Source organism: Enterovirga aerilata, assembly GCF_013044135.1.
GTDB lineage: Bacteria > Pseudomonadota > Alphaproteobacteria > Rhizobiales > Beijerinckiaceae > Enterovirga > Enterovirga aerilata.
In genome coordinates this window covers 34,060-60,103 of the sequence record NZ_JABEPP010000001.1, presented here as the reverse complement: position 1 = coordinate 60,103, position 26,044 = coordinate 34,060, and the positions used below count along the sequence as shown (strand labels likewise).

Genomic DNA, 26,044 nt, shown 5'->3' with positions numbered 1-26,044 from the left:
AAAGACCGTCGCTCACCGCTTGATCCCCCAGGCGTTGAGCTTCGCCATCAGCGGGAACGGATTCTGCGGCGGCTCGAAGCGCGGCGCGACCGGCAGCATGGGGGCGATGCGCTCCAGCAGCCGCCCGCTCGTCTCGCCGGCGTTCCAGGCCGCGGTCGCATAGCCGTGCGTCTCCGGTGCCGCCTTTGGCTCGTCGTAGACCGTAACCAGGAGATAGCGCGGCTTGTCGGCCGGGAACGTGGCCATGAAGGTCGTGAACAGCCGGTCCTTCGCGTAGCGGCCGCGGACCACCTTCTCGGCCGTCCCGGTCTTGCCGCCGACGAAGTAGCCCGGCACCGCCGCCTTCGAGGCGGAGCCGATCGAGCCGTTGAGGCGCATGATGTAGCGCATGGCCTCGCTCGTCTCCGGCTTGATGACGCGCGGCGAGACCCGCTGCGCCTCCTCGCCCGAGCGCTTGAGGAAGGTCGGCCTGATCAGATAGCCGCCATTCACGAGCGCGCCGACCGCGGAGGCGGCCTGCATCGGAGTGACGGCGACGCCGTGCCCGAACGCGATCGTGATGGTGTTGAGCTCGCCCCATTTCGCCGGGACGATCGGCTGCGCGTTCTCCGGGATCTCCGTGACGAGCCGATCGAGCTGGCCCATCTTCTTCAGGAACGCCTTGTGGCCTTCCACGCCCACGGCCAGCGCCATCTTGGCCGTGCCGATATTCGAGGAATGCACGAAGATCTCGGGCACCGTCATGATGCGGTGCTGGGCATGGTAGTCGTTGATCGTGAAGCGGCCGTATTTCAGGCTGGAACGGGCGTCGAAGCTCGAATTGATCGTCGCCTTGCCGGAATCGAGCGCCATCGCGGTCGTGAGCGCCTTGAAGGTCGAGCCCATCTCGAAGACGCCGACCGCCATGCGGTTGATGCGGTCCTTCTCCAGCGCGTCCACCGGGTTGTTGGGATCGAAATCCGGCAGGGACACGAGCGAGATCACCTCGCCGGTGTTCACGTCGATGAGCATCGCGGCTGCGGCAAGCGCGCGGAAATGCTCCATGCCCTTCACAAGCTCGTCGCGCATGGCGTGCTGGATGCGCAGGTCGATCGAGAGCTGGACGGGGGTGAGATCTGTCGCCTCGCGCGCGAAGCCTGCGCCGGCCAGATCCTGAAGGCCCCGGCTGTCGATGTATTTCTCCATGCCGGCGATGCCGACATTGTCGATGGAGGCGAAGCCGATGACATGCGCCCCGGCGACGCCGTTCGGGTAGACGCGCTTGGCCTCCGGCACGAAGCCGACCCCCGGGATGCCGAGGCGATGCACCTCGGCCTGCTGGCGCGGCGTGATCTCGCGCTTGACCCAGACGAAGCCGCGCTTGTTGTTCAGCTTCGCCCGAAGCTCGCGCGCGTCCAGATCGGGAAGCACGGCCGTCAGCAGTTCGACCGCTTCGTCCTTGTCGATGATGTTGCGCGGCTCGGCGAAGACGGAGACGGATTTCACGTCCGTCGCCAGGACCTCGCCGTTGCGGTCGAGGATGTCGGGACGGGCGACGTTGACGTGCCCGCCCGCGAAGCGGCGAATGCCCTCCGGCTCGGCCGGCGAGATGGCCAGCATCGCAAGGCGCGCAAGGATGAGGCCGAAGACGCCGACAAAGCCCAGCATCACGAGCCCGACGCGCGCGCCGCTCTTGTCCAGCCGCAGCCGGAACAGCTCGCGGATGCGGCCGGCCAGGCCAAGACGCCGGGCAGCCGCAGCCGGCTCCGCCGCTGCGGATCCGGCCATCGAGGAGCCCGTCTCGTCCTGGTAGGGCAGATCGTGGTTCATCGCACGGTCGCCTTCGGCAAGCTGCCGGTCGTCGTGGGGGTGCGGGCGTCGCCCGGACGACGGTCCTTGGGCGTCGCGGTCGGCTCGCGGATGAGCGCCTCCAGCTTCATGCCGATCGCATCGGCCTTGGGCGGCCGCTGCGGCAGGTCGGCAAGACGGCCGAGCTGATAGATGCCCATCGGCTGGAGATCGAGGTTCTGCTCGACCAGACGCTGCAGGCGGTCGGGCCGGGTGAGAAGGGCCCATTCCGCCTTGGCTACCGCGATCGCGTCGCGCTCGCGCTCGATCTTGCGGCGCACCTTCACGACCTCTTCCGCATAATAGAGGGTCTCGTACTTGATGCTGTAGGCATAGGCCGCGGAGGCGACGAGGCCCGTGATCGCGACGAGGTGGAGGAACCGGATCATCGCCGGTCCCCGGCCTTCCGGTCGCCCTCGCGCCCCGAGGCGGGGGCGGCGGTGCGTTCCGCGACCCGCAGCTTGGCCGACCGCGATCGCGGGTTGGCGGCGAGCTCCTCCGGTCCCGGCGCGACCGGCCCCCTGCTCACGAGCGAGAAGGTGGCCTCGCCGGCCTCCGGCATATCCGGCAGGTGGCGCGAGCCCCGCGCGCCGCGGCGCGAGCGCTCCTGCATGAACTGCTTGACGATCCGGTCCTCGAGGGAATGGAAGGTCACCACCGCGAGCCGGCCACCGGGTTTCAGGACGCGCTCCGCCGCCTCCAGCGCCGCCTCGAGCTGGCCGAGCTCGTCGTTCACGGCGATCCGGAGCGCCTGGAAGGTGCGGGTGGCGGGGTGGATGCCCGGCTCGCCGCGGACATGCCGGGCGACGAGCTCGGCGAGCTCGCCCGTCGTCTCGATCCGGCCCCGGCGGCGACGCTCCACGATGGCGCGGGCGATGGCACGCGAGCGGCGCTCCTCGCCGTAGCGGTAGATGATGTCGGCGAGCTCGCTCTCCTCCGTCTCGTTCACGAGGTCCGCAGCGCTCGGACCGCTTCGCTCCATCCGCATGTCGAGCGGCCCGTCGGCCCGGAACGAGAAGCCGCGCTCCGCCCGATCGAGCTGCATGGACGAGACGCCGATATCGAGGACGACGCCGTCCAGCAGCTCCGCACCCGAGGCTTCTGCGATGAGGTCGAGGTCCCCGAAGCGGCCCGGCTCGAGCCGCAGCCTTCCGTGCGCCCAGGCGACCAGCGTCGCGCCGGCCGCGATGGCATCCGGGTCGCGATCCACCGCAATCACCCGGTTCTGGCGGTTGGCGCCGAGGATCGCGCGCGTATAGCCGCCCGCCCCGAAGGTGCCGTCGAGGAAGATTCCCCCTCGGGCCGCGCCGAGCCCGTCCAGCACTTCTCCGAGGAGCACCGGCATGTGCGGCCCGGCATCGGCCGCGACTTGTCGCGGGACGCTCTTCAAGGCCCCGCCGCTCCCCCGCGAGGGCGACACGACGATTGCCGATGGTCGCCGCACCGCAACCTGCCCGATTGCGCCCGAGACGCTGAAGGATGTCGATCCATGATCCGAGACGTGTTGCGACCGCCAGGCAGGTGCCCAGGCCCGCGCCGGTTCTGCCCGGCGCTCCAGCGAACGGGCGGAGCCGGCCGGCACGCCGGCCGCGAGTGCTCGTTCGGGTGGATTCGCGTGGGATATCATGGGCCGATGGGGGTGCGAAACGGCTCGCCGTTCCGCTTGGACGCGCCCGTCATTCAGACCCGGGTAGCGTTAACGAACCGTTTGCGAGCCGCCTCAAAGGCTTCGTCAACCCTGCTCCGATGGCGGCTAAAGCGATCCGGAACTCCCCCCTGACCGCGGCTATTAGCTACGGCGAAGGGAGTACATCGGATGAAGACGAAGACAGCTGTCATGCTCGGGTGCCTCGCTTTCCTCGCGGCCGTGCCGGCCGCGAATGCGCAGGGCATCATCGGCGGCGCGCGCCAAGGCGCGGCGGAGGGCAACCGCGCGGCCGGGCCGGTCGGCGGGGTCGTGGGCGGTGCGGTCGGAGCGGGGGTCGGCGGCGCGGTCGGCGGGGTGAAGGGCGTGCTCGGCATTCCGGACGAGCGCGCACGCCGTCCTCACAAGGCGCGCCGCTACTACGTGAAGAACGGCAAGCGGTACTATTACCGCCGCTGACCGGAGCTGCGAGAAGGGTCAGCCGGCCTGTAAGCCGGGTTCTGTATGGGCCGGACCTTGCGGTCCGGCCGTGGCGGCCATTCCTCTGGGACGGCCGTTGCCGGCCGCCTCGAGCAATCAACCCGGGCGACGGGCCCTGAGACAGGCCTGCGGCAAGCCGCTGTCGCCCCTATTCGATCTTGCTCCCGGTGGGGTTTGCCGTGCCGTCCGCGTCGCCGCGTCCGCGGTGCGCTCTTACCGCACCCTTTCACCCTGACCGCCGGGCGAACCCGGCGGCGGTCTGCTTTCTGTGGCACTTTCCCTGAGGCGCAAGGCCTCGCCGGACGTTATCCGGCACCGTGTCTCAATGGAGCCCGGACTTTCCTCCCCGGCGTGAGCCGAAGCGGCCGCCCGGCCGGCTGACGCAAGTGATCTGAGGGCGCCGGGGCGGGCCGTCAAGGCGCAGACGAGAGACACCGTCGGTCGAATGTGAACCATCGGCACACCAAGCTTGGCCGTTTTCCACGACTTGCCGGAACGTTTGCATGACAGCCGAGTTCGAAAGGCCGTATGGCCAAGCTCCCGCGAAAAGCGGCGACCAAACGAGGAATAGCTCATATGAGGAAGATCATTCCCCTCACGCTCGCGGGCGCGATCGCCCTGTCGCTTGGCGGCTGCTACACCCCGGAGGAGCGGGCGGGCGGCGGCGCGCTGATCGGCGGCGCGACGGGCGCAGCGATCGGGGCGGCGGCTTCCGGGGGACGCGTGGGCGGCACGCTGGCCGGCGCGGCGATCGGCGCCGCGGGCGGCGCGCTCGTGGGTGCTGCGACCGCACCCTGCCCGCGCGGCACCTACACGGACTACTACGGCAACGTGTATTGCCGCTGACCAGCTGACGTTCCGGCATCCCGGCAGGCTTTGCGCCGGGATGCCGCTTTGCTATTGCGCCGTTCATGTCCATCTGGGGCAAGCTCGGCGGAGCAGGTTTCGGCCTTGCGATCGGTGGACCGATCGGGGGCTTGCTCGGCGCGTTCGCCGGTCACTACCTCATCGACCGTGAGGGTTCGCCCTTCGGCCCCGCGCCGCGGGACGTCGTTCTGACGACCGGGCTTGTCGCCCTCTCCGCCAAGATGGCCCGTGCCGATGGCGTCGTCGCCTGCTCGGAGGTCGAGGCCTTCTCCCGCGTGGTGGTCGTCCCCGACGAGGACCGCGCCAGCGTCGAGCGGCTGTTCCGGCTCGCTCAGGCCACGACGGACGGGTTCCAGGCCTATGCGGCCCAGCTCGCGAAGCTTCTTGCGGACGAGCCCGCGCTCCTAGACGACATCGTGGACGGGCTGTTCCTGATCGCGCAGGCGGACCATGCAGTCCACGAGGCGGAGATCGCCTATCTCCGTGAGGTCGCCCGCATCTTCGGCCGGGACGAGGCCTGGTTCGAGGCCGCACTCGCCCGCCATGTGGTGCTGCCCGACGATCCCTATCGCGTGCTCGGGGTGGACCGCTCGGCCAGCTACGAGGAGCTGCGCCGCCGGTACCGGCAGCTCGTCGCGGACACGCATCCCGACCGGGAGATCGCCCGCGGCCTGCCTCCAGAGGCGGTGAAGATCGCCAATGACAGGCTGAGCGCCATCAACGCGGCCTGGGACCGGATCGAGCGTGAGCGGCAGGCCGCCTGACGGAGAACCGGGGGCGATCGTCTCGCGCTTCGTCCCGTCGCCGAATCACGGCGAGCGCCGCGGCGGACGCCGGCCGGACCTCCTCCTGCTCCACTACACGGGCATGCCGACGGCGGAGATGGCGCTGCAGCGCCTGCGCGACCCTGCCGCCGAGGTGTCGGCCCACTACGTCGTTCTGGAGGACGGGACGGTCGTCCAGCTCGTGCCGGAGGACCGGCGCGCCCACCACGCCGGCGTGAGCTACTGGGCCGGCGAGACGGACATCAATTCGTGCTCGATCGGGATCGAGATCGTGAACCCGGGCCATGAAGGCGGCCTGCCGCCCTATCCGGAAGAGCAGATCACGTCCGTGATCGAGCTCTGCCGGGCGATCGTGGACCACTGGGGCATCGTGCCCGAGCGCGTCCTCGCCCATTCCGACGTCGCGCCATCGCGCAAGGAGGATCCGGGCGAGCTGTTTCCGTGGGACAGGCTGGCCGAGGCCGGAATCGGCCATTGGGTGGCACCGCAGCCTCCGACCGGCGAGGTCATGCTCCAGCCGGGCGATACGGGACCGGAGGTCGAAGCGCTGCAGGATGCGCTCGCCTTCTACGGCTACAGCCTCCAGGCGAGTGGGACCTATGACGAGCCGACCCGTCAGGTGGTGACCGCCTTCCAGCGCCACTTTCGGCCAGCGCGGGTCGACGGGGTCGTCGACAGTTCGACCTTGGCGACCCTGCGGAACCTCATCGCGAGCCGGCCGGGCTGACGGTCAGGCGGCACGTCGGGAAGCAAGTCTCGGCAAAGCGGCGGCGAGCCGACCGATGGCTTCCTCCAGCACGGCGGTATCGCGGAGAAAGCAGAGCCTGAGATAGGCGGCGCCGCCCGCCCCGAAGGCCGTCCCGGGCGCGAGCCCGACATTGGCGTGGTCGATCAGATCGAGCGCGAGACGCCGGGTGTCGCTCACACCGTCCACGCCGAAGAAGGCATAGAAGGCGCCAGGCGGCGAGGGAAGCTCGACGACGTTCGTGGCGCGCAGCCCCTCGCACACGATCTGCCGGTTGTGCCGGGCGAGCGCGATATGCTCCTCGACGAGCCCCTCCCCCTCCTCCAGGGCCACGACCGCTGCCCGCTGCAGGAAGGCCGGCACGCCGGAGGTCGTGTACTGAACGAGGTTCTCGATCACCGGGCCGAGCTCGGGTGGAGCCTCGAGCCAGCCGATGCGCCATCCGGTCATGGCCCAGTTCTTGGAGAAGGTCTGCAGGAACAGGATCCTCTCATCCTCCTCCATGACGTCGTGGAAGGAGGGGGTACGGCCCGTCTCTGCGCCGAGCCCCGGGTCCCAGACGAAGCGCTGGTATATCTCGTCGGCCACGATCCATAGCCCGTGCCGGCGGGCGAGATGGAGGATGCGCACGAGGTCGTCGCGCGAGGCTGTCCAGCCGGTCGGGTTCGACGGGGAGTTGATCACGAGCGCCCGCGTCCGCGGCGTGATCGCGGCCTCCAGCCGGCCGAGGTCGAGCACCCAACCGTCCGGGCCCGGGATCATGGGGAGGGCGACGGCCCTTGCGCCGTTCACCCCGACGGCGGCCTCGAAATTGGGCCACGCGGGTGTCGGCACGATCACCTCGTCGCCGGGACCCGAGACGATGCGCATCGCCATCTGCAGCGCATGCATCCCGCCGACCGTGACGTAGAAGCGCTCGGGATCGAAGGCGCGGCCGAAAAGCCGGCCCGTATAGCGGGCGATGGCCTCCCGCAGCTCCGGGATGCCGCGCTGCCAAGTGTAGAAGGTCTCGCCCGCGGCAAGCGCGCGGCTCGCCGCTTCCGCGATGAAGGCGGGCGTCGGCCGGTGCCCCTCACCAATCCAGAGCGGAATGAGCCCATCGCGGCCGCGCCCGTAATTCGCCACCTCCACGATGCCGCTCTCCGGCATGCGCTCGACCTCCGGGCGGATGCCGGCGCGGAGGGACATGGGAACGGCGTTCATCGGGTCGGCGGACCTGCTGGTCGGGAGCGAAGCGCTCCTTCTAGCAGGCCAGCGGGCCCGGGTTCAGCCAAAAGCGCTGATGGATGCCATTCGCCGCGCCGATCTATTGTCGAAGCGGAGCCTCGCGGGAGGCGAGGATGTCCCTGATCTCCGCGAGCAGCCTCACGTCGGCGGGCGTCTCGGGCGCCGCCTCGCTGCGGAGCTTCAGCCGGTTGAGCCCCCGGATCACCATGAAGAGCACGAAGGCGATGATCACGAAGTTGATCGCGACCGTGATGAAGTTGCCCCAGCCGAGCACGGCGCCCTGCTTCTTGGCGTCGATATAGGCCACCCCCTGCTGCACGGTGCTGGACAGCGGGGTGTAGTAGTTCGAGAAGTCGAGGCCCCCGGTCACGGCGCCGATGATGGGCATGAAGATGTCGCCTACGACCGAGTCGACGATCCGGCTGAACGCCGCGCCGATGATGACGCCGATCGCGAGATCGACGACGTTGCCCCTCAACGCGAACTTCTTGAATTCCTCGAGCATCGGCGCGCTCCGCAATGGTTAGGCGAGTGGAAGGGGCCATGTTCCTGGATTGGCCTCGTTTCGCAAGCGCCGGTAGGATCAAGGCTGTGAGCGCCAGGTTCCGACCATGATTGCGAGCTGGGCCGTTTTTCTCTCGGCCCTCGTCTATCTCTGCCTCCTGTTCGCGGTGGCGCATTGGGGCGACCATTCCGGCCGCCGCGTCATGCGGCGGCGCTGGGGTCCCACGGTCTATGCGCTGGCGCTCGCCGTCTACTGCACCTCCTGGACCTTCTACGGCTCGGTCGGGCTCGCGAGCCGGGCAGGCCTGAACTTCCTGGCGATCTATATCGGGCCAATCCTGCTGATCTGCCTCGGCTGTCCGCTTATCGCGCGCGTGATCCGCATCGCAAAGGCGCAGAACATCACCTCGGTCGCGGATTTCGTGGCGGCCCGCTACGGCAAGAGCGAACGCGTCGCCGCGCTCGTCTGCATCATCGCGGTCATCGGCGCGCTGCCCTATATCGCGCTGCAGCTCAAGGCCGTGTCGGCCTCCGTCGAGGTGCTGCTCGCGGCCGAGACCCGGGAGGCCACGGGGACCCCGCTCCTGGGCGACATCGCCCTCCTCGTCGCGATCCTGCTCGCAGGCTTCTCGGTCGCCTTCGGCACGCGCCACGCCGATGCGACCGAGCACCAGAACGGGATGGTGCTCGCCATCGCGCTCGAATCGCTCGTCAAGCTCGGCGCCTTCCTGCTCGTCGGCTTCTTCGTCGTCTATTGGATGTTCGACGGCTTCACGGACATGGTCGCGCGCCTCGGCAAGTCCGGATATGCGCTCGATCTCCTCGGCCCCACGGCCGACCCGATCAGCTACGCGGCCATGCTGCTGATTTCCGCATCGGCCGCCCTGCTGCTCCCGCGCCAGTTCCACATGATGGTCGTGGAAAACCGGGGCCCGGAGGACCTGCGCCGCGCCGTCTGGCTGTTCCCGCTCTACCTGGTCGCGATCAACGTCTTCGTGGTGCCGCTCGCGCTTGCGGGCCTCCATCTCTTCCCGGGCCAGGGTGTGGACCGGGACATGACGGTGCTGCTCCTCCCCCTCCATGGCGGATCGGGCACGGTCGCGCTCATCACCTTCATCGGGGGGCTCTCGGCCGCCACCGCCATGGTGATCGTCGAGACGATCGCGGTCTCGGTGATGATCGCCAACCACCTCGTGATGCCCCTCGTCCTGCGGCGCCGCGGCTTCTCGGGCGAAGCCCTCCCGGGTGCGGAGGCGCCCAATCTCGGCCGCTTCCTGCTTCTCGTCCGGCGCATCTCCATCGTCGCGCTGACTCTCCTGGCCTATGCCTATTACCGGCTCGCGGGAGACGCGGAACTCGCGGCGATCGGCCTTCTTTCCTTCGCGGCCGTGGCGCAGATCGCCCCGGCTTTTCTGGGCGGGCTGTTCTGGCGCCGCGCCACCGCTCAGGGCGCGACGGCCGGGCTCGTGGTCGGCATCGTCACCTGGGCCTACACGCTGCTCCTGCCGACCATGATCGACGATCCGGCCTCCTCCGTCCTGCTTGCCGAGGGGCCCTTCGGCCTCGCGGGGCTGCGGCCGACCGCGATCGCGGGTCTGGACCTTCCGCAGCTGACGCATGGCATCGTCTGGAGCCTCGCCCTCAACCTCATCGCCTATATCGGGTTCTCGCTGGCCCGGCCGGCGAACGCCCTGGAGCGGCTGCAGGCCGCGGCATTCATGGGCGAGAACCGGATGCCGATCGCGCCGACGATGCGGCTCCTGCGCGCCAGCGTCAGCGTGGACGAGCTCAGCCGCGCGGTCGGACGCTTTCTCGGCGAGGACCGGACGCGGCGCTCCTTTGCCGGCTTCGCGCGCTCGCGCGGCATGGTGCTCGACCAGCAGGCCGAGGCGGACATCCACTTCCTCCGCTATGCCGAGCACCTGCTCGCCTCGGCGATCGGGGCAGCCTCCTCGCGGCTGGCGCTCTCGCTCGTGCTGCGCCGGGGCAACCTCTCGACCCGCGCCGCGCTCCGGCTCCTCGACGAAGCCTCAGCCGCCCTGCAGCACGACCGGGACCTCCTGCAGCACGCCATCGACCATGCCCAGCAGGGCATCACGGTGCTCGACAAGGACCTCCGGCTGCTGACCTGGAACCAGGCCTTCATCGACCTCTACGGCTTCCCGCCGGAGCTCATCCGGATCGGGGTCGGCATGGAGGAGATCATCCGGGTGAATGCCGAGCGCGGCGCCTATGGACCGGGCAACGTGGACGATCTCGTGGCCATGCGGCTGCACAGCGTCATGCACGATCCCGGCCCGGTCCGCGTGAAGCTCTATCCCAGCGGACGGGTCATCTCGGTCCGGTCGAACCGACTCCCGGGAGGTGGCCTCGTCAATACCTATACGGACGTGACGGACCTCTTCGCTCAGGAGCAGGAGCGCGAGCGGGAGAACGAGACGCTTGAGCAGCGCGTCCGCGAGAGAACCGAGGAGCTGACGCGGCTGAACGAGGAGCTGACCCGCGCCAAGAAGCTCGCCGACGAGGCGAACGCCTCCAAGACACGCTTCCTGGCGGCGGCCAGCCACGACATCCTGCAGCCGCTCAATGCGGCGCGCCTCTACGCGACCTCGCTGGCCGAGCGGACGACCGATCCGGAGGAGCGCTCCCTCGCGGAGAACGTCGACGCCTCTCTCGATGCGGTCGAGGAGATCCTCACCACGCTTCTCGACATTTCGCGGCTCGATACGGGCGCGCTCAGGCCGCAATGGTCCACGGTCAAGCTCGACGAGCTGTTCCGGCAGCTCGCGCGCGAGTTCGGCCCGCTTGCCGAGGCCAAGAACCTGAAGCTCACCTTCATGCGGACAGGGCTCGCGGTCAGGGCGGACCGGCAGCTCCTGCGGCGGCTCCTCCAGAACCTCGTCTCCAACGCGGTGAAATACACGCCCAACGGGCGCGTTCTGGTCGGCGTGCGGCGCAGCGGCGCGCAGGCCAGGATCGAGGTCTGGGACACGGGAATGGGCATCCCGGCCTCTCAGCAGAAGACCATTTTTCGCGAGTTCCGCCGCCTTTCGGCCGGCGCCAAGGCCGCCCGCGGTCTCGGGCTCGGCCTCTCCATCGTCGAGCGCATCGCCAAGACCCTCGGGGCGGAAATCGGGCTCAAGTCGGAGCCGGACCGGGGCTCGGTGTTCAGCGTGACCCTGCCGGCGGTCCGGGCCGAGCCGTCCAGCGCGCCCGAACCGCCCGCCACGGCGCGCCGTCCGCAGATCGCGCCGCTGCAGCGCATGGTCGTGCTCGCCATCGACAACGAGCCCGCGGTGCTCGACGGGATGGCGCGGCTTCTGAAGGGCTGGGGCTGCGAGGTCGTCACCGCCACCTCGATCGAGGAGGCGCGCGGGCGCGTGCACGCGGCGGGCGAGCCGGAGATCGTGATCGCGGACTACCACCTGGACGACGGCGAAGGGCTTTCGGCCATCGCCGCCGTCCGGGAGGAGATCGGCTTCGACCTGCCCGCGGTTCTCGTCACGGCCGACCGCTCCCCGGAACTCCGGGAGCGCGCCGCCGAGCAGGACGTCAGCATCCTGAACAAACCGCTCAAGCCCGCCGCATTGCGGGCGCTCCTATCCCGCGTGCATGTCGCGCGGGTGGCCGCTGAGTGACGCGTGCCAAGCAGCCGGGTCGGCTTTGGACTGCGCCGCTTGGTTCGCCGAGGCGCTGCGAGCTTCCTGGTCCGAAGCGCCGTCAGGCCGCTATCGCGCCGCTCGGAGCGAGGCCGCGCGCGCGGGCAAGGCCGGCGAGTCGCTCCAGTGCCGCGTCGAGCGTTTCGTCGCGCTTGGCGAAGCAGAACCGGACGAGGTTCGCGACCGCCCGCTCCGCGTAGAAGGCGCTGACCGGGATCGCCGCGACGCCGTGCTCCTCCACGAGGCGCCGGCAGAAGGAAACGTCGTCCGCCTCGCCGAGCGGCGCGATGTCGATGTTCAGGAAGTAGGTCCCGGCGGAAGGCAGGACCGCGAAGCCGAGATCGCGGAGGCCCGCCGTGAAGCGGTCGCGGCTGCGGGCGAGATCCGCCCGGAGCGCCTCGAAATGGCCGTCCTCCTTACCCAGCCCATAGGCGACCGCGGCTTGCAGGTTGGGCGGCGTCGTGAAGGTGAGGAACTGGTGCGCCTTGGCGAGCACCCGCAGGATCTCCGGGCAGGCGCAGACGAAGCCGACCTTCCAGCCCGTCAGATTGAATATCTTGCCGGCGGAGCCGATCTTGACCGTCCGCTCGCGCATCCCGGGAAGCGAAATGAGCGGCACGTGCCGCCGCCCGTCGAAGACGACGTGCTCCCAGACCTCGTCGCAGACCGCGACCGCGCCGAAGCGGATGCAGAACCGGGCGAGGAGCTCCAGGTCCTCCGCGGACGCGACCGTCGCGGCGGGATTGAGCGGGTTGTTGAACAGGACCACCTTGGTGCGCTCGGAAAAGGCGGCGGCAAGCGCCTCCTCCGTCAGCCCGAATTGCGGCGGCGTCAGCGTCACGAAGCGCGGGACGCCGCCCGCCCGCCGCACGAGCGGCAGATAGGCATCGTACATCGGCTCGAAGAGCACGACCTCGTCGCCCGGCTCGATCAGCGCGAAGAGCGCGCCCGCGAGCGCCTCCGTGGCGCCGGAGGTCACCATGACCTCCGTGCCGGGGTCGAAGCTCATCCCCTGCCAATGCGCGTAGTGGCGCGCGATCCCCTCCCGCAGCTCGGGAATGCCCATCATGGGCGGATACTGATTCCAGCCACCGACAACGGCCTCGGCGGCTTTGCGCCGGACATCCTCCGGGCCCGGATCGTCCGGAAAGCCCTGGCCGAGATTCACGGCGCCGGTCTCGCGGGCGAGGCGCGACATGGTCTCGAAGACCGTCGTCGGCAGGTCGGCGAAGATCGGATTCATGCTCTGGTCCTCGGAGGGCGGCGCTCCTAGCACGGCTCCGCGCCGGGCGCGAATTTACTCCACGGCCGGGAAGAGGATGACCTGCCCCTCGCGGGCGAGGAAGCCGCCCGGCATCCGCACCTTGATCTCGGCGTCCACCTTCCGGAGATAGGCGTCGTCGTGCTGCGGGTGCAGGTGGAAGATCGCGAGCGCCTGGACGCCCGCCGCATCGCAGAGCGCGACCCCCTTCTCCCAGGTGGAGTGCCCCCAGCCACGGCAGCGCAGATACTCCGTCTCTGAGAACATGCCGTCATAGATGACGAGGTCGGCGCCGCGGACGAAGCCGGCGAGGTCCGGCGGCGGCCACGGCTCCTCGTGCTCGATGTCGCTGATGTAGCAGACCGCCCGCCCGCCATGGTCGAAGCGGTACCCGGTCGCGCCGCCCGGATGGTTGAGCGGGATGGTGCGGATGGCGAGCCCGTCGCCGAGGCGGAGCGTGTCGCCCGCCTTGAACCCCACATGTTCGAAGGCGCTCGGAAGCTGGCCCAGGCTCACGGGGAAGAGCGGCGGCGAGAAGAGCCGGTCCAGCGCCTCCTCGGCCGTCTCGCCGCGCAGGTTGCCGCAATGGAGCCGGACGAGGCGGTCGGCCATCAAGGCCGGGCGGAAGAAGGGCAGCCCGCCGACATGGTCGAGATGCAGATGGCTCAGCACGATGTCGATCTCGGCCGGCGCGTTCGCGGCGAGGTCGACTCCGAAGGCCTGGAGCCCCGTTCCCGCATCCACGACGACGAGGCGGCCGCCGCAGCGTATCTCCACGCAGGGAGTGTTGCCGCCATATTCCTCGAAGCGCGGCCCGCAGGCCGGGATGGAGCCGCGAACGCCCCAGAACTTCACCTCGAGCCCGCTCTGCGGGGCGGGGGAGGTCATCGGGCGCTCCAGGCCGCTTCGGCCACGGGGAGGCCGGCCGCCCGCTCACCGGACGGGCCGGCTGGCGACGGTGCCGCGACGCGCCCGGCCGTTGCCGGGGCGACCTTGCCGGACCTGAAGGGGATGACCTGATCGAGGAGCCCGGCCGCACCGTCGAGCTGCGGTGGCAGCACGACGATGAGCCCCCGGCCCGACATCGCGGCCGTGAGGCGCTGCAGAAGCTTCAGGGCATCCGGCGCCGGCAGGTCGTCGAGCGCCCGCTCCACTACCAGGTTGTCGGGATTGCGCACCAGGCAGCGGGCCAGGTCGATGGCGGCCACGCGGGTGGGGGAGAGGCCGCTCGCGACCGGATCGATGCGGGTTTGCAGCCCGACCCGCATCACGTCGCGCGTGAGGTCGAGCCCGTCGAGCACGCGCCGGACGACCCCGAGGACCTGCGGTCGCGCTGCCGCCTGGTCCTCCGCCACGCGGCCGAACAGGAGGTTGTCGAGAATGCTGGTCGCGGCGCAGAGCCGGTCGGGGCGGAAGAACTCGATCGAGGGTTCCAGGCTCTTCGGGATGTCGCGCGCGAAGGCGGCCCGGACGCGCAGGAGCCGCTCCTCCAGCTCGGGTCCGAGGAGACCGAGCCGGTGCCGGTTCTCGCTGTAGCGCAGCGCGAGCCCGATCAGCCGCGCGGTGTCGCGGGCGGAGGCCGCGCTGCGCTGGGATCCGCCCTGGCGCGCGAGGAGCGCCTCGAATTCCTCCTGCTCGGCGGCGGTGAGGAGGGAGAAGCGACCCACGATGGCGCTGCGGCTCGACAGGCCCCAGAACATCTCCAGGGTGCTCTTCACGATCGCGGCCCCGAGATCGGCGAGCGGCTTCGTCAGGCCTTCGCGGTCCAGCAGGCTGCGCATGAAGGGCTGGGTGGCGAGGTTCTCCTCGCGGAACGTGTCTCCGAGCGACACGCCGAAGAGGATGTTCTCGCCGAGCGTCGCCTGCGGGTTGTAGCGCTCCGGATCGAAAGGCTGGACGAGGTGGGTGAGCCCGGCGCGTTCGAGCTCCGCCCTGATGCCGGCCCGGGCCGCGACGATCGCGGCCGCGAGACCCGGCTCCCGCCGCGGATCGATCGTGCCCGCGAGCCCCCGCCGGTACACGAAGCCGCGCAGCCCCGCGGTCTCGACGGCCGACATGATCCGGGCCTCGATATCGCCCGCGTCCTGGTCACGGCAGCCATACAGGATGTTGGCCCTCAGCGTGTTTGGCAGCAGCAGGATCTCGCCGCCGGAGAAGGCGAGCCGCCGCGCCCGGTCGGCGGGATCGGCATCCGCGAGTCTCACGCCGCCGAAGGTCAGCCGGCCCGCCCGCGGTACGGCCTGCCCGCCGAGGAGCCCCGCGAAGGTGCGTGCGCCGGAATCGGGATCGCCCGTCAGCCCTACATGTGCGGGGAGATCGAAGGCGAGGTCGAGCCCGACGAGGCGCCCGCTCCGCAGGGTGCCATCGGCCGCGATGCCTTCCGCGACCACGGGGCCTGCGGCGGGAAGCGGGACGGCGCTCCGCTCCTGGCGGCGGGCGTTGAACGATCCGAGCTGGCGCGCGATCTCGGCGAAGACCGGGGTGGCGGCGGCGCGCTCCGCCCGCCAGCGCAGCAGCCGCTCCAGGACGCCGACCGCCAGCGCGGCGGCCGTCGCACCTGCGGCGGCCTCGCCGGGAGAGAGGCGGCCGGCGAGGCCGAGCCAGGCGCCGGCAGCGAGCACCGCGGCGACGGTCCCCGTCGCAAGCCCGACCGCGACCCCGAGCAGCACGACCGAGCGGCGGCGCAGCGCGTCGGCCGGCAGCCGGATCGGGGCCATCTCGGTCGAGATGCGGCGCTGCTCGAGATCCGCCGTGCCGTGCGCCACCAGGGCCGAGAGGTGATCGGCGAGATAGGACAGCGACCTGCGGAGCGCCGCGTTAGCCGAAAGCTCCGCCGCCCCGAGCCTGGCCCGAACGGCCGCCCTGCCGTCGGTCGCCCAGCCGAAGCCGAGAAGCCCGATCCCCGCCAGTCCAGCGAGCCGTAGGTCGAGATAGGCCAGGAAGGCGAGGCAGCCGATGAGGAGAGCCCCGGCGAGGGCCGGCGTGCCGATGGCGCGGCCGAGAAAGGTCCGCTGTCGCGCGAGCGTTTCGCTTGCCAGAGACGCGGCGCGGCGCGCTCCCTCCGCCGCCGCAGTCGGGGCCGATGCGATACCTTCGAGGATGCGGCGCTCGAGGCCGTCCAGAGCGCGCCGGCCGATCTCCGCCCGCACGAGGCTCGAGCAGGCGAGGAACAGGCCCGTTGCCGCGGCGGCCCCGAGCAGGGCGGCGAGGAGGCCCTGAACCAGCCCGGCCCGGCTGACCGTGAAGCCGCCGAAGATCACGAGCGGGCCTTCGGCGACCCGGTCCGGCAGGACGAGCGCGTAGCGCATGAAGGAGGCCGTCCGCCGGCCCTCGAAGGCGCGGCCGAGCGCAGCATCGTCGATGGCCGCGCGCACGAGGTCCAGGATCATCCAGAGGCTCGGGACCGCGAGGAGCGCCAGACTGAGAAGAAGGATGTTCAGACCCGGCGCGGACCGCCAGACGAAACGTACCGGATCGCGCTCCATACCGCGCCCTGACCTCAGAGACGGTCAGGTTAGACCCGGGCAGGCGGCGGGGCAACGTGCCCGGCCAAGAACCGGCCGGTGACGCGTGACAAGCCGCCGGGAAGCCGACAGGTTACCATAAACGAATCGTGAACAGGCCGTCCGAGATGAACCTCGCCCTCCGCCCGGGCCAGCTCAGCGTACCGCCCGACGGGCGCCAGTCGGATGCGGCGCTCGCCGTCTGCACGGGCGCGCGGCGGCTTCTCGCCGGGCTGGGCTATGCGTCCGTGACCGAGCTGACCCTCGCCTCCGGCCGGAGGGCTGACATCATCGCGCTCGGTCCGGACGGCTGCGTCTGGATCGTGGAGGTGAAATCGTCGCTCGCCGATTTCCGGGCCGACGGGAAATGGCCGGAATACCGGGACTTGTGCGACCGCTTCTTCTTCGCGGTGAGCGGGACGTTTCCGTGCCGGGTGCTCCCGGACGAGGCCGGGCTGATCGTGGCCGACGGCTACGGGGCCGCCATGGTGCGGGAGGCGCCCGAGCACAGGATGGCGGGGGCGCGCCGCAAGGCCGTCACCCTGCGATTCGCGCATGCGGCGGCGAACCGGCACCACATGCTGGTCGATCCGGCCGGCGCCGCCGGCTGGATGGACTGAGCCCCCTAGCGCGGGGCGCGCTTGGCCAGGATGCGCTGGAGCGTCCTGCGGTGCATGTTGAGCCGGCGCGCCGTCTCCGAGACGTTGCGGCCGCAGAGCTCGTAGACCCGCTGGATGTGCTCCCAGCGCACCCGGTCGGCCGACATCGGATTCTCGGGCGGGCTCGCCCGCTCGCCCGGCTCTGCCTTCAGGGCGGCGTGGATCTCGTCCGCGTCGGCGGGCTTGGCCAGATAGTCGAAGGCGCCGAGCTTCACGGCCGTGACGGCCGTGGCGATATTGCCGTAGCCGGTCAGGATCACGCCGCGGGCATCGGGCCGGCGCTCCTTGAGGCGGGCGATGACGTCCAGGCCGTTGCCGTCGGCCAGGCGCATGTCGATGACCGCATAGGCCGGAGCCTTCTCCTCGATGGCCGCCACGCCCTCGGCCACGCTTTCGGCGACCCTGACCTGGAAGCCGCGGGCCTCCATGGCGCGGGCGAGACGCGTCGAGAATGCGCGATCGTCGTCGACAAGCAGCAGGGAGTTTTCGGTGAGAGCCGTCATGGGCATGTTGCTCTCAGCTGGGGCGATCTGGGGCTGAGCCACGTTACGATCCTCGATCGGGGCATCTGATGAACCCTATATGGGAACGCTCTCCGGGTTCGTCAGGGGGGCGGGAACCGATCCCGTTGTCGTGATTGCGGTTTTTTCCTCGAAGCTGGTCCGGAGCCAGACGATGCGCGCGATCGCGCCGCGCTCGGGCGGCATGGCGTTCGACAACGTGAGCTGGCCGCCCGAGCGCTCGATCAGGGTCTTGGCGATGAAGAGGCCGAGCCCGAGGCCGGACCCGCTCCCGTCGTCGCCGCGGCCGCGCGTCGTCACATAGGGCTCCCCGACCCGCAGAAGGACCTCGGGCGGGAAACCCGGCCCGTCGTCGCGGATCTCGACCGAGACCTCGTGCGCGGTCCAATGCGCCTCGATGAGGATCCGGCTCTCCGCGAAATCGGCCGCGTTGTCGACCAGGTTGCCGAGGCCGTAGAGCAGCCCCGGCGAGCGCCGGCTCACCGGCTCGGGTCCCTCCCCGGTGCAGACGACCTCGATGGCGACCCCGAAGGAGCGCTGCGGCCCGACCACCTCCTCGATCAGGTGGCGCAGGCTCATGCTCTCCAGGAAGCCGCCCTGGTCGTCGCCGAGCGAGGTCAGCTTGGACAGGATGGAGCGGCAGCGCTCCACCTGCTCGCGGAGCAGGCTCGTGTCCTCCTTGAGCGGGCTGCCTTCCGGCGCCTGCAGGTCGAGCTCCTTGGCGACGAGCGCGATGGTCGCGAGCGGCGTCCCGAGCTCATGCGCGGCCGCGGCCGCGAGGCCGTCGAGCTGCGAGAGGTGCTGCTCGCGCGCCAAAACCAGCTCGGTCGCGGCGAGCGCCGCCGAGAGCTGGCGCGCCTCCTCGGCGATCCGGTAGGCGAAGGCGCCCGTGAAGGCGAGGCCGAGGAGGATCGCGCTCCAGACGCCGAGCACGTAGAGGTGAGGCAGCTCGAGCCCGCCTTCCGTGCCCCAGGGCAGCTTCCGGTGGTGGAACAGGAGAAGCGTGGCGCAGCCGGCCGCCAGGAATCCGAGCCCCACCGTGCGGGCCGGCGAGAGCGCGGCGGCCGAGATCAGCACGGGCGCGAGGAACAGGATCGCGAAGGGGTTCTGCAGGCCGCCCGTGAGATAGAGGAGGGCGCCGAGCTGGAGGATGTCGAAGGCGAGGAGAACGGTCGCGAGATCCTCGCCGAGGCGGTGGCTCGCCGGCCATCTGAGGCTCAGCCACAGGTTGACGAGCGCGGCCGACGCGATCACCGCGAGGCAGGCGCCGAAGGGCAGCTTGTAGCCGAGCTCGAAATGCACGAAGGCGACCGCCGCCGACTGCCCGGCGACCGCGAGCCAGCGCAGCCGGACCAGCGTGTCGAGCTTCAGCCGGCGCGCGTCGCGCCCGATCGCTCCCGTCGCCGGATGCTCCTTCAGGGTCGAGATCAGGCCTGGCACATCGGATCCCCGGGCACTCGGGATGCTTGGACGAAAGGCTGAGGCGAAGACATCACATGGGTTGGGAAATTCGCCTGCGCCAGCAGTCCGGCCCCTGGTGTTACGCCGAAAGGGCGTGCTCGGTTCATATCCACGAAAGAAAGGTTGTCGTACGATTCGAGGAACCCCGGCCGAAACCCAGGGTTGACGCTCGGCTCGCGGCCACCTGCCGGGGCTGAGTGCAGGAGTGTCGATGGACCTCGCATATTACTGGTACGACGCCGCGCATGCGATCCTCGCGCCAGCCCGCGCCGCCTCCGACCTCACCCGCCTCGCGCTCAACAATCCGGCGAACCCGCTCACCTACACGCCCATGGGCCGCACGATGGCGGCGGCCTGCGAGATGTTCGAACGGACCACCCGCCGCTACGCCAAGCCCGAATTCGGCCTGACCTCCACGCTCATCGACGGGCAACGCGTCCCCGTCTCGGAGGAGATCGTCTGGTCGAAGCCGTTCTGCCAGGTGATCGCGTTCCGGCGCGGGCCGGTGGCGCGCCCGCGCCGGCAGCCGAAGCTCCTCATCATCGCGCCGATGTCCGGCCATTATGCCACGCTGCTCCGCGGCACCGTCGAAGCGTTCCTGCCCACGCACGAGGTGATGGTCACCGACTGGACGGACGCCAGCATGGTGCCGCTGGTCGAGGGCCGCTTCGACCTCGACGACTACATCGACTACGTGATCGAGATGTGCCGCGAGCTCGGCCCCGACCTCCACCTGCTCGCGGTGTGCCAGCCCTCGGTGCCGGCCATCGCGGCCGTCGCCAGGCTCGAGGCGCTCGACGACCCGGCGATCCCCCGCTCGCTGACCGTGATGGGCGGCCCCATCGACACGCGCCGCTCTCCGACCGCCGTGAACCAGCTCGCCGAGAAGCGCGGCGTCGAGTGGTTCCGCCGCAACTGCATCCACACGGTCCCGTTCGGCTATCCGGGCACCGGACGGCGGGTCTATCCCGGCTTCCTGCAGCTCTCCGGCTTCATGGCCATGAACCTCGACCGCCACATGACGGCGCATCGGGACATGTTCAATCACCTCGTGCGGGGCGACGGCGACCTCGCCGAGAAGCACCGCGAGTTCTACGACGAGTACCTGGCCGTCATGGACCTCACGGCCGAGTTCTACCTGCAGACCGTGGCCAAGGTCTTCGTCGACCACGAGCTGCCCAAGGGCGAGATGCTGCACCGGGACGCCCCGGTGGACCTGCTCGCCATCCGCCGCTGTGCCATCATGGCGGTCGAGGGCGAGAAGGACGACATCTCGGGCGTAGGCCAGACGCTCGCGGCGCTCGAGCTCACGCCGAACCTGTCCCAGGACCGGAAGGCCTACCACCTGCAAAAAGGCGTCGGCCATTACGGCGTCTTCAACGGCTCGCGCTTCCGCTCCGAGATCGCCCCGCGCATCGCCGACTTCGTGGCGACGCATGACGGCCAGAGACAGGTCCCGCGCGCACGGCGCGCGAAGCTTGCGGTCGTAAGCTAGGCGCCCGCCGCGTCGGCGGGAGCCGACGGACCCTCGCTTGACCCTGGGCCGGCAGGCGCGTAGCCACGGCATGCTTTAGCATGACGGCCACGCCCTCCGATAAGCGCGCGCTCGTCCTCTTCTCCGGCGGGCAGGATTCGACGACCTGCCTGGCCTGGGCCCTCCGACGCTTTCCGGAGGTGGAGACGGTCGGCTTCGATTACGGCCAGCGGCACGCGGTCGAGCTGGAATGCCGTGCCGGGATCCGCGAGGCGCTGTCGCGGCCGGGCGGCCTCGGCGAAGGTCGGCTCGGACCCGACCACCGCATCGAGCTCGCCGCCATCGGCCAGATCTCGGAGACGGCGCTCACCCGGGACGTCGAGATCGCGGTATCCGCCTCCGGGCTTCCGACCACCTTCGTGCCGGGCCGCAACCTCGTGTTCCTGGCCTTCGCGGCCGCCCTCGCCTATCGGCGCGGCTGCCGGCACATCGTGCTCGGCGTCTGCGAGACCGACTATTCCGGCTACCCGGATTGCCGCGACGACACGATCAAGGCGATGCAGGTGGCGCTGAATCTCGGGCTGGAGGCGCGGCTCGTCCTGCACACGCCGCTGATGTGGCGCGACAAGGCCGAGACCTTCGCGCTGGCGGAAAGCATCGGCGGCGCCGAACTCTTGCGCCTGATCGTCGAGGCGACGCATACCTGCTATCTGGGTGACCGCAGCCGGCTGCACGAATGGGGCTATGGCTGCGGCTCCTGCCCGGCGTGCCGGCTCCGGGCCGACGGCTTCGCCCGCTGGCGCGCGGCAACGGGCCGTTAACGCCCGCGCAGGATCGCGCGGCCTCGGCTATTCCCGAAAGATGGCCGTAAGCTTCAGGCGCTACATTCCGGCCCGAAACCGGATGCCGGAGCATGACAGCGGCCGTGGAGCGCTTCCGCCAGGACGTCGAGGGCAGCGTCGCGCTGATGTTCGCGTTCGCGGCGATGGTCCTGATCGGGGCCGTCGGGATGGCGATGGATTATTCGCGGGCCGCCTCCGTACAGACGAATCTGCAGCGCGCGGTGGACGGCGCGGCCCTGCTCGCGGCCAAGAACAACGAGCAGCTGAGCGGCACCCCGATGTCGGATGCGGCCGCGACCGACTACCTGCGCAAGACCTTCGCGACCGACAAGATCAACGACCTGAGCGTGAAGGTGACCTTCCTGGCGGACCGCGTCCGGGTGGACGCGACGGCGGGGGTCCCGACGACGCTGATGAACGTGCTGGGGATCCGCACGATGTCGGTCGCAGGGCGTTCCGAGGCGCTCTACGGCGACACCAAGGTCGAGATCGTGCTCGTTCTCGACAATACCGGCTCGATGAACCAGGCGAACAAGCTGCCGACCCTGAAGGCGGCCGCGCACAGCTTCCTGACCAAGATGCAGGCGAGCGCGGGCGGCCCGAACGCGGTCCGCATCGGGATCGTCCCCTTCGAGACGGACGTCAATCTCGGCAGCCTGAAGACGTCCTGGTGGGTGGACCCGACCCAGACGGGCTACTGGACCACCAACCCGGCGACCTCCGGCTGCATCTGGGACCGCGACCAGCCGAACGACGTGAAGGATACCGCGCCGAGCTCCGGGGTCGCGAGCACGCTCTACGGCCCGGACCAGACCCGGACGGCGGCCTGCAACCTCGCACCCATCCTGCCGCTCACGAACGATTTCGCGGCGCTCCATGCCTCGATCGACGGCATGAATGCGGTCGGCACCACCAACCTGACGATCGGGATGGTGTGGGGCCACCACCTGCTGTCGCCGGCCGAGCCGGTCACCAACGCCCTGCCCTTCGGCACGAAAGCGCTGACCAAGTACATCATCCTGATGACCGACGGCGAGAACACGAAGATGCGCGGCATCTCGGGCGTCGCCGCGATGGATGCCCGCACGCGGCAGGCCTGCGACGCCGTCAAGGCCGCCGGCATCGTGGTCTTCACCGCCCGCATCATCGACGGGAATGCGGGCCTGCTGCAGGATTGCGCCTCGAATCCGAGCATGTACTACGACGTGCAGGACGTGTCGCAGCTGCAGCCGGCCTTCGATTCCATCTATTCGACGATCACCGGCACCCGCATCGCACGCTGACCGGCTGCGCCGCCGGCCGGCTTGACCGGCAGGGTCCTTGCCTGAAGAAAGCCGGCTCCTCTGGATTTCCGGCATGTCTCAAACCCGCATCCGCATCGAGGGCGCGGCCGCCCTCGCCCTCTTCATTTCGACGATCCCGGCGGCCAACTGGCTCATCGGCCATGTCGGGACGACATGTCCGCCGGGCGGGCCCTGCCTGATCCCGGTCGCGCCGGGCGTGATGGCGCCCTCCGGCGTGCTCATGATCGGGCTGGCGCTCGTCCTCCGCGACATGGTCCAGCGCCGGCTCGGGCTCTTCGCCGGGCTGGCCGCGATCCTGATCGGGGCGGCCCTGTCGGCCTGGGTGGCTCCGCCGGCGATCGTTCTGGCCTCGGCGGCGGCCTTTCTGCTCTCTGAACTGGCCGACTTCTTCGTCTACACGCCGCTGCAGCGGCGGCGCTTCGTCCTCGCGGTGGTCGCGTCCAGCATCGTCGGGCTCGTGGTGGATTCAGCGGTCTTCCTCCACCTCGCCTTCGGCAGCCTCGACTTCCTGCCCGGGCAGATCCTCGGCAAGCTCTGGATGGTGCTGCTCACCATCCCGGTGGTGCAGTGGATCCGCCGCCGGGACGAGCGGCTCGGCATCGCGCTCGCCTGAGCGTCAGCGTGGAACGATGGCGCGCAATCCGTAGACCAGGATCGTGAAGGCGGCGACGCTCCCCGCATAGAGGAGCACGAACCAGGCGAGGCGCGGCAGCCGGCTCAATGGTAGGCCTCCGCCACGATGTCCTCGGCCACCTTCCCGCGGAACACCCAGTACGCATAGGCCGTGTAGGCGAAGGTGATCGGCACCGCGACGGCGTAGCCGACGAGCACGAAGATCTGCGATTCGGGCGCGTTCGCGGCCTGCCATATCGTGATGTCGGGCGGGACCACATAGGGGAAGAGGCTGATCCCGAGCCCGAGGAAGCCGAGCAGGAAGAGCACTATGGTGAGGAGGAAGGGCGCGATGTGGCGCCCGTCCTGCAGCGTCTTCCAGATCAGCCAGGCGACGAGCGCGGTCACGAGAGGGACGGGCCAGAGGAAGGCGACGTTCGGCCAGCGGAACCAGCGCTCCTCGATGTGAAGCCCGAGGAAGGGCACCCAGGCGGAGACGATCGCCATGGAGGCGATCGTGGCGAACAGGAAGAGCGTGGCCTTGCGCCGCGCCCAGAGCTCGAGTTCGCCGGTGGTCTTCATCACGCACCAGGTGGCTCCGAGCAGCCCGTAGCCGCAGACGAGCCCGATCCCGGTCATCACGGTGAACGGCGTCAGCCAGTCCCAGGTCCCGCCCGCATAGGCCCGGCCGGAATGCCGGAAGCCCTGGACGAATGCGCCGAGCACCATGCCCTGGGCGAAGGTCGCGATCAGCGAACCGTAATGGAAGGCATGGTCCCAGATCCGCTGCGAGCTTTCGGCCTTGAAGCGGAACTCGAAGGCCACGCCGCGGAAGATCAGGGCGATCAGCATGATGAGGATCGGGATGTAGAGCGCCGGCATTATGATCGCGTAGGCGAGCGAGAAGACGCAGAAGAGCCCGACCCCGCCGAGGATCAGCCAGGTCTCGTTGCCGTCCCAGATCGGCGCGACCGAGAACATCATGCGGTCGCGCCAGCTGCGCTCCCGCGCGCCGCTGAACAGGATGCCCACGCCGAGATCGAACCCGTCGGCCACCACGTACATGACGACCGCGATCCCGAGGATCGCCGCCCAGATCAGGGGCAGCCAGAAGGCCCAGCCGTGAAGGTCGGTGGCAAAGCCGAACATGGCCGTCTCCCTATTCGGCCGGCAGGGCGCGGCGGCCCGGCCCGCCTTCGAGGCTCTCGCTGGGGACGGAGAAGGGACGCTTGGGCATCTTGCCGAGTTCCTCGCCGGGCATGGTCTCGACCGGGTCCGGGCCGCGGCGCAGAAGCTTCGCCAGATAGTAGCTCCCGAATCCGAAGATGAAGGCGTAGACGACCATGAAGGTAACGAGCGACGTCGCGACCGCCTCGGCCGCGACCGGGGACACGGCGTCGGCCGTGCGGAGCAGGCCGTAGATCACCCAGGGCTGGCGCCCGATCTCGGCCACGAACCAGCCGAACAGGACCGCCCCGAAGCCGGATGGCGTCATCAGCATGGCGGCGTAGAGGAAGGGACGGTTGGTGAAGAGCGTGCCCCTCCAGCGCAGGTACAGGCTCCAGAGCGAGAGCCCGAGCATCAGGAATCCGATCCCGACCATGATCCGGAAGGAGAAGAAGACCGGCCAGACCGGCGGGCGCTGGTCCGGCGGCACGTCCTTCAGGCCGGGCACGACGCCGTCGAAGGAGTGGGTCAGGACGAAGCTGCCGAGCTTCGGGATGCCGATCTCGTAATGGTTCTTCTCGGCCTTCTCGTCCGGGATCGCGAACAGGAGGAGCGGCATGTTCGCGGTGCGCTCCCAGTTCGCCTCGATGGCGGCGAGCTTGGTCGGCTGGTGCTTCAGCACCCCGAGCCCATGCGCGTCCCCGATGAAGATCTGCACCGGCACCATCACGACGGCGAACCACATCGCCATGGAGAGCGAGGTGCGGGCGCCCGCGAGCTTCGCCTCGGGCGCATCGTGCGGGTGGCGGAGCAGCATCCAGGCCGACATGCCCCCGACCGCGAAGGCGGTGGTCAGGAAGCAGCCGAGCACCATGTGGGCGTAGCGGATCGGGAAGGACGGGTTGAAGATGATCTGCCACCAGTCCACCGGCAGCGCGATGCCGTTCTCGATCCGGAACCCGGCCGGCGTCTGCATCCAGGAATTGGCGGAGAGGATCCAGAATGCGGAGATGAGCGTGCCGAGGGCGACGAGGCATGTCGACAGGAAGTGCAGGCGGTCGCCGACCTTGTCCCAGCCGAACAGCATGATGCCGAGGAAGCCGGCCTCCAGGCAGAAGGCCGTGATCACCTCGTAGGCGATCAGCGGCCCGAGCACGTTGCCGCCGAATTCGGAATAGCGCGACCAGTTCGTGCCGAGCTGGTAGCTCATCACGATCCCGGACACGACGCCGAGCCCGAAGGAGACGGCGAAGATCTTCACCCAGAACTTGTAGAGGTTCTTGTAGAGGTAGTTGCCGGTGCGCAGCCACTCGAATTCGAGCCTAGCGAGCCAGCTCGCCAGCCCGATCGTGAAGGCCGGGAAGATGATGTGGAACGCGATCGTGAATCCGAACTGGATCCGCGACAGCATCAGGGCGTCGAGCGTCATCCGTCTCCCTCGCTAGCCCGGATCGAACCGGCGGGCGCCGGGTCCTGCAAGCCCCGCCGGAACATGGCGCCC

General features: G+C 69.7%; 22 protein-coding genes and 1 other RNA gene. 10 read left to right on the top strand and 13 right to left on the bottom strand.

The annotated features are described in order from the left end of the window. Positions 1-12 precede the first annotated feature (12 nt). The 3 genes from HJG44_RS00280 to rsmH are packed head-to-tail and all read right to left on the bottom strand — an operon-like array spanning position 13 to position 3,172. Complete coding sequence (locus HJG44_RS00280) at positions 13-1,809, bottom strand: peptidoglycan D,D-transpeptidase FtsI family protein (protein WP_171216367.1); 1,797 nt, start codon at positions 1,807-1,809, stop codon at positions 13-15. Beyond that, positions 1,806-2,216, bottom strand: coding sequence for a cell division protein FtsL (gene ftsL / locus HJG44_RS00275; RefSeq protein ID WP_171216366.1), 411 nt, complete (start codon positions 2,214-2,216; stop codon positions 1,806-1,808). The genes HJG44_RS00280 and ftsL overlap by 4 nt, the downstream gene beginning before the upstream one ends. Beyond that, positions 2,213-3,172: a 16S rRNA (cytosine(1402)-N(4))-methyltransferase RsmH gene (gene rsmH / locus HJG44_RS00270; protein ID WP_171217220.1), complete on the bottom strand. Its 960-nt coding sequence runs from the start codon at positions 3,170-3,172 to the stop codon at positions 2,213-2,215. Before rsmH ends, ftsL begins: the two co-directional genes overlap by 4 nt. Positions 3,173-3,643: 471 nt before the next feature. Between rsmH and HJG44_RS00265 the strand changes: the two genes are divergently transcribed. Then, entirely contained in the window at positions 3,644-3,931 is a 288-nt protein-coding gene (locus HJG44_RS00265; protein ID WP_210260871.1) for a hypothetical protein, read from the top strand. A 14-nt stretch (positions 3,932-3,945) separates the two neighbouring features. Here the strand turns inward: HJG44_RS00265 and rnpB are convergent. Next, positions 3,946-4,333, bottom strand: an RNA gene (gene rnpB, locus HJG44_RS00260) — RNase P RNA component class A. Between the two features lie 195 nt (positions 4,334-4,528). Here rnpB and HJG44_RS00255 point away from each other — a divergent pair. From HJG44_RS00255 to HJG44_RS00245, 3 genes are all read left to right on the top strand, one after another. Then, positions 4,529-4,798 carry a YMGG-like glycine zipper-containing protein gene (locus tag HJG44_RS00255; protein WP_171216365.1) on the top strand — a complete coding sequence of 90 codons (270 nt, stop codon included), beginning with the start codon at positions 4,529-4,531 and terminating at the stop codon, positions 4,796-4,798. 65 nt (positions 4,799-4,863) lie between these two features. Then, on the top strand, positions 4,864-5,583 hold the full coding sequence (locus HJG44_RS00250) for a J domain-containing protein (protein ID WP_171216364.1): 720 nt from the start codon (positions 4,864-4,866) through the stop codon (positions 5,581-5,583). After that, the gene (locus HJG44_RS00245) at positions 5,564-6,331 is read left to right on the top strand and encodes an N-acetylmuramoyl-L-alanine amidase (protein ID WP_171216363.1); all 768 of its coding nucleotides are present in this window, start codon (positions 5,564-5,566) and stop codon (positions 6,329-6,331) included. Before HJG44_RS00250 ends, HJG44_RS00245 begins: the two co-directional genes overlap by 20 nt. A 3-nt stretch (positions 6,332-6,334) precedes the next feature. Here the strand turns inward: HJG44_RS00245 and HJG44_RS00240 are convergent, their stop codons facing one another. Together HJG44_RS00240 and mscL are read right to left on the bottom strand one after the other, a co-directional pair. Next, a complete protein-coding gene (locus tag HJG44_RS00240; protein WP_171216362.1) occupies positions 6,335-7,537 on the bottom strand; it encodes a pyridoxal phosphate-dependent aminotransferase in 1,203 nt (400 codons plus the stop codon). 118 nt (positions 7,538-7,655) lie between these two features. Beyond that, entirely contained in the window at positions 7,656-8,081 is a 426-nt protein-coding gene (gene mscL, locus HJG44_RS00235) for a large conductance mechanosensitive channel protein MscL (protein WP_171216361.1), read from the bottom strand. Positions 8,082-8,187: 106 nt separating this feature from the next. Here mscL and HJG44_RS00230 point away from each other — a divergent pair, with 106 nt between their 5' ends. Next, entirely contained in the window at positions 8,188-11,718 is a 3,531-nt protein-coding gene (locus HJG44_RS00230; RefSeq protein WP_171216360.1) for a PAS domain-containing hybrid sensor histidine kinase/response regulator, read from the top strand. Positions 11,719-11,800: 82 nt separating this feature from the next. Here HJG44_RS00230 and HJG44_RS00225 read toward each other — a convergent pair whose 3' ends face one another. The 3 genes from HJG44_RS00225 to HJG44_RS00215 are packed head-to-tail and all read right to left on the bottom strand — an operon-like array spanning position 11,801 to position 16,485. After that, positions 11,801-12,982, bottom strand: coding sequence for an aminotransferase (locus HJG44_RS00225; RefSeq protein ID WP_171216359.1), 1,182 nt, complete (start codon positions 12,980-12,982; stop codon positions 11,801-11,803). 54 nt (positions 12,983-13,036) lie between these two features. Then, positions 13,037-13,888: an MBL fold metallo-hydrolase gene (locus HJG44_RS00220; RefSeq protein ID WP_171216358.1), complete on the bottom strand. Its 852-nt coding sequence runs from the start codon at positions 13,886-13,888 to the stop codon at positions 13,037-13,039. After that, complete coding sequence (locus HJG44_RS00215; protein WP_171216357.1) at positions 13,885-16,485, bottom strand: ABC transporter ATP-binding protein; 2,601 nt, start codon at positions 16,483-16,485, stop codon at positions 13,885-13,887. The genes HJG44_RS00220 and HJG44_RS00215 overlap by 4 nt, the downstream gene beginning before the upstream one ends. A gap of 146 nt (positions 16,486-16,631) precedes the next feature. On the opposite strand from HJG44_RS00215, the gene HJG44_RS00210 reads away from it, so the two are divergent. Then, positions 16,632-17,123, top strand: coding sequence for an MmcB family DNA repair protein (locus HJG44_RS00210; RefSeq protein ID WP_171217219.1), 492 nt, complete (start codon positions 16,632-16,634; stop codon positions 17,121-17,123). Between the two features lie 5 nt (positions 17,124-17,128). On the opposite strand, the gene HJG44_RS00205 is transcribed toward HJG44_RS00210, so the two are convergent. Together HJG44_RS00205 and HJG44_RS00200 are read right to left on the bottom strand one after the other, a co-directional pair. After that, entirely contained in the window at positions 17,129-17,671 is a 543-nt protein-coding gene (locus HJG44_RS00205) for an ActR/PrrA/RegA family redox response regulator transcription factor (RefSeq protein WP_171216356.1), read from the bottom strand. Between the two features lie 69 nt (positions 17,672-17,740). Next, a complete protein-coding gene (locus tag HJG44_RS00200) occupies positions 17,741-19,114 on the bottom strand; it encodes an ActS/PrrB/RegB family redox-sensitive histidine kinase (RefSeq protein WP_246736023.1) in 1,374 nt (457 codons plus the stop codon). Positions 19,115-19,355: 241 nt separating this feature from the next. On the opposite strand from HJG44_RS00200, the gene HJG44_RS00195 reads away from it, so the two are divergent. The 4 genes from HJG44_RS00195 (at position 19,356) to HJG44_RS00180 (ending at position 23,377) form a co-directional block, all read left to right on the top strand. Then, the gene (locus tag HJG44_RS00195; protein ID WP_171216355.1) at positions 19,356-20,639 is read left to right on the top strand and encodes a polyhydroxyalkanoate depolymerase; all 1,284 of its coding nucleotides are present in this window, start codon (positions 19,356-19,358) and stop codon (positions 20,637-20,639) included. An 80-nt stretch (positions 20,640-20,719) separates the two neighbouring features. Then, positions 20,720-21,439: a 7-cyano-7-deazaguanine synthase QueC gene (gene queC / locus HJG44_RS00190; protein ID WP_171216354.1), complete on the top strand. Its 720-nt coding sequence runs from the start codon at positions 20,720-20,722 to the stop codon at positions 21,437-21,439. A 92-nt stretch (positions 21,440-21,531) separates the two neighbouring features. Next, a complete protein-coding gene (locus HJG44_RS00185; protein WP_171216353.1) occupies positions 21,532-22,743 on the top strand; it encodes a TadE/TadG family type IV pilus assembly protein in 1,212 nt (403 codons plus the stop codon). A 73-nt stretch (positions 22,744-22,816) separates the two neighbouring features. Next, a complete protein-coding gene (locus HJG44_RS00180) occupies positions 22,817-23,377 on the top strand; it encodes a VUT family protein (RefSeq protein WP_171216352.1) in 561 nt (186 codons plus the stop codon). A 104-nt stretch (positions 23,378-23,481) separates the two neighbouring features. On the opposite strand, the gene cydB is transcribed toward HJG44_RS00180, so the two are convergent. Together cydB and HJG44_RS00170 are read right to left on the bottom strand one after the other, a co-directional pair. After that, entirely contained in the window at positions 23,482-24,525 is a 1,044-nt protein-coding gene (cydB, locus tag HJG44_RS00175; protein WP_171216351.1) for a cytochrome d ubiquinol oxidase subunit II, read from the bottom strand. A gap of 10 nt (positions 24,526-24,535) precedes the next feature. Beyond that, a complete protein-coding gene (locus HJG44_RS00170; protein ID WP_171216350.1) occupies positions 24,536-25,972 on the bottom strand; it encodes a cytochrome ubiquinol oxidase subunit I in 1,437 nt (478 codons plus the stop codon). Between the last annotated feature and the right edge of the window lie 72 nt (positions 25,973-26,044).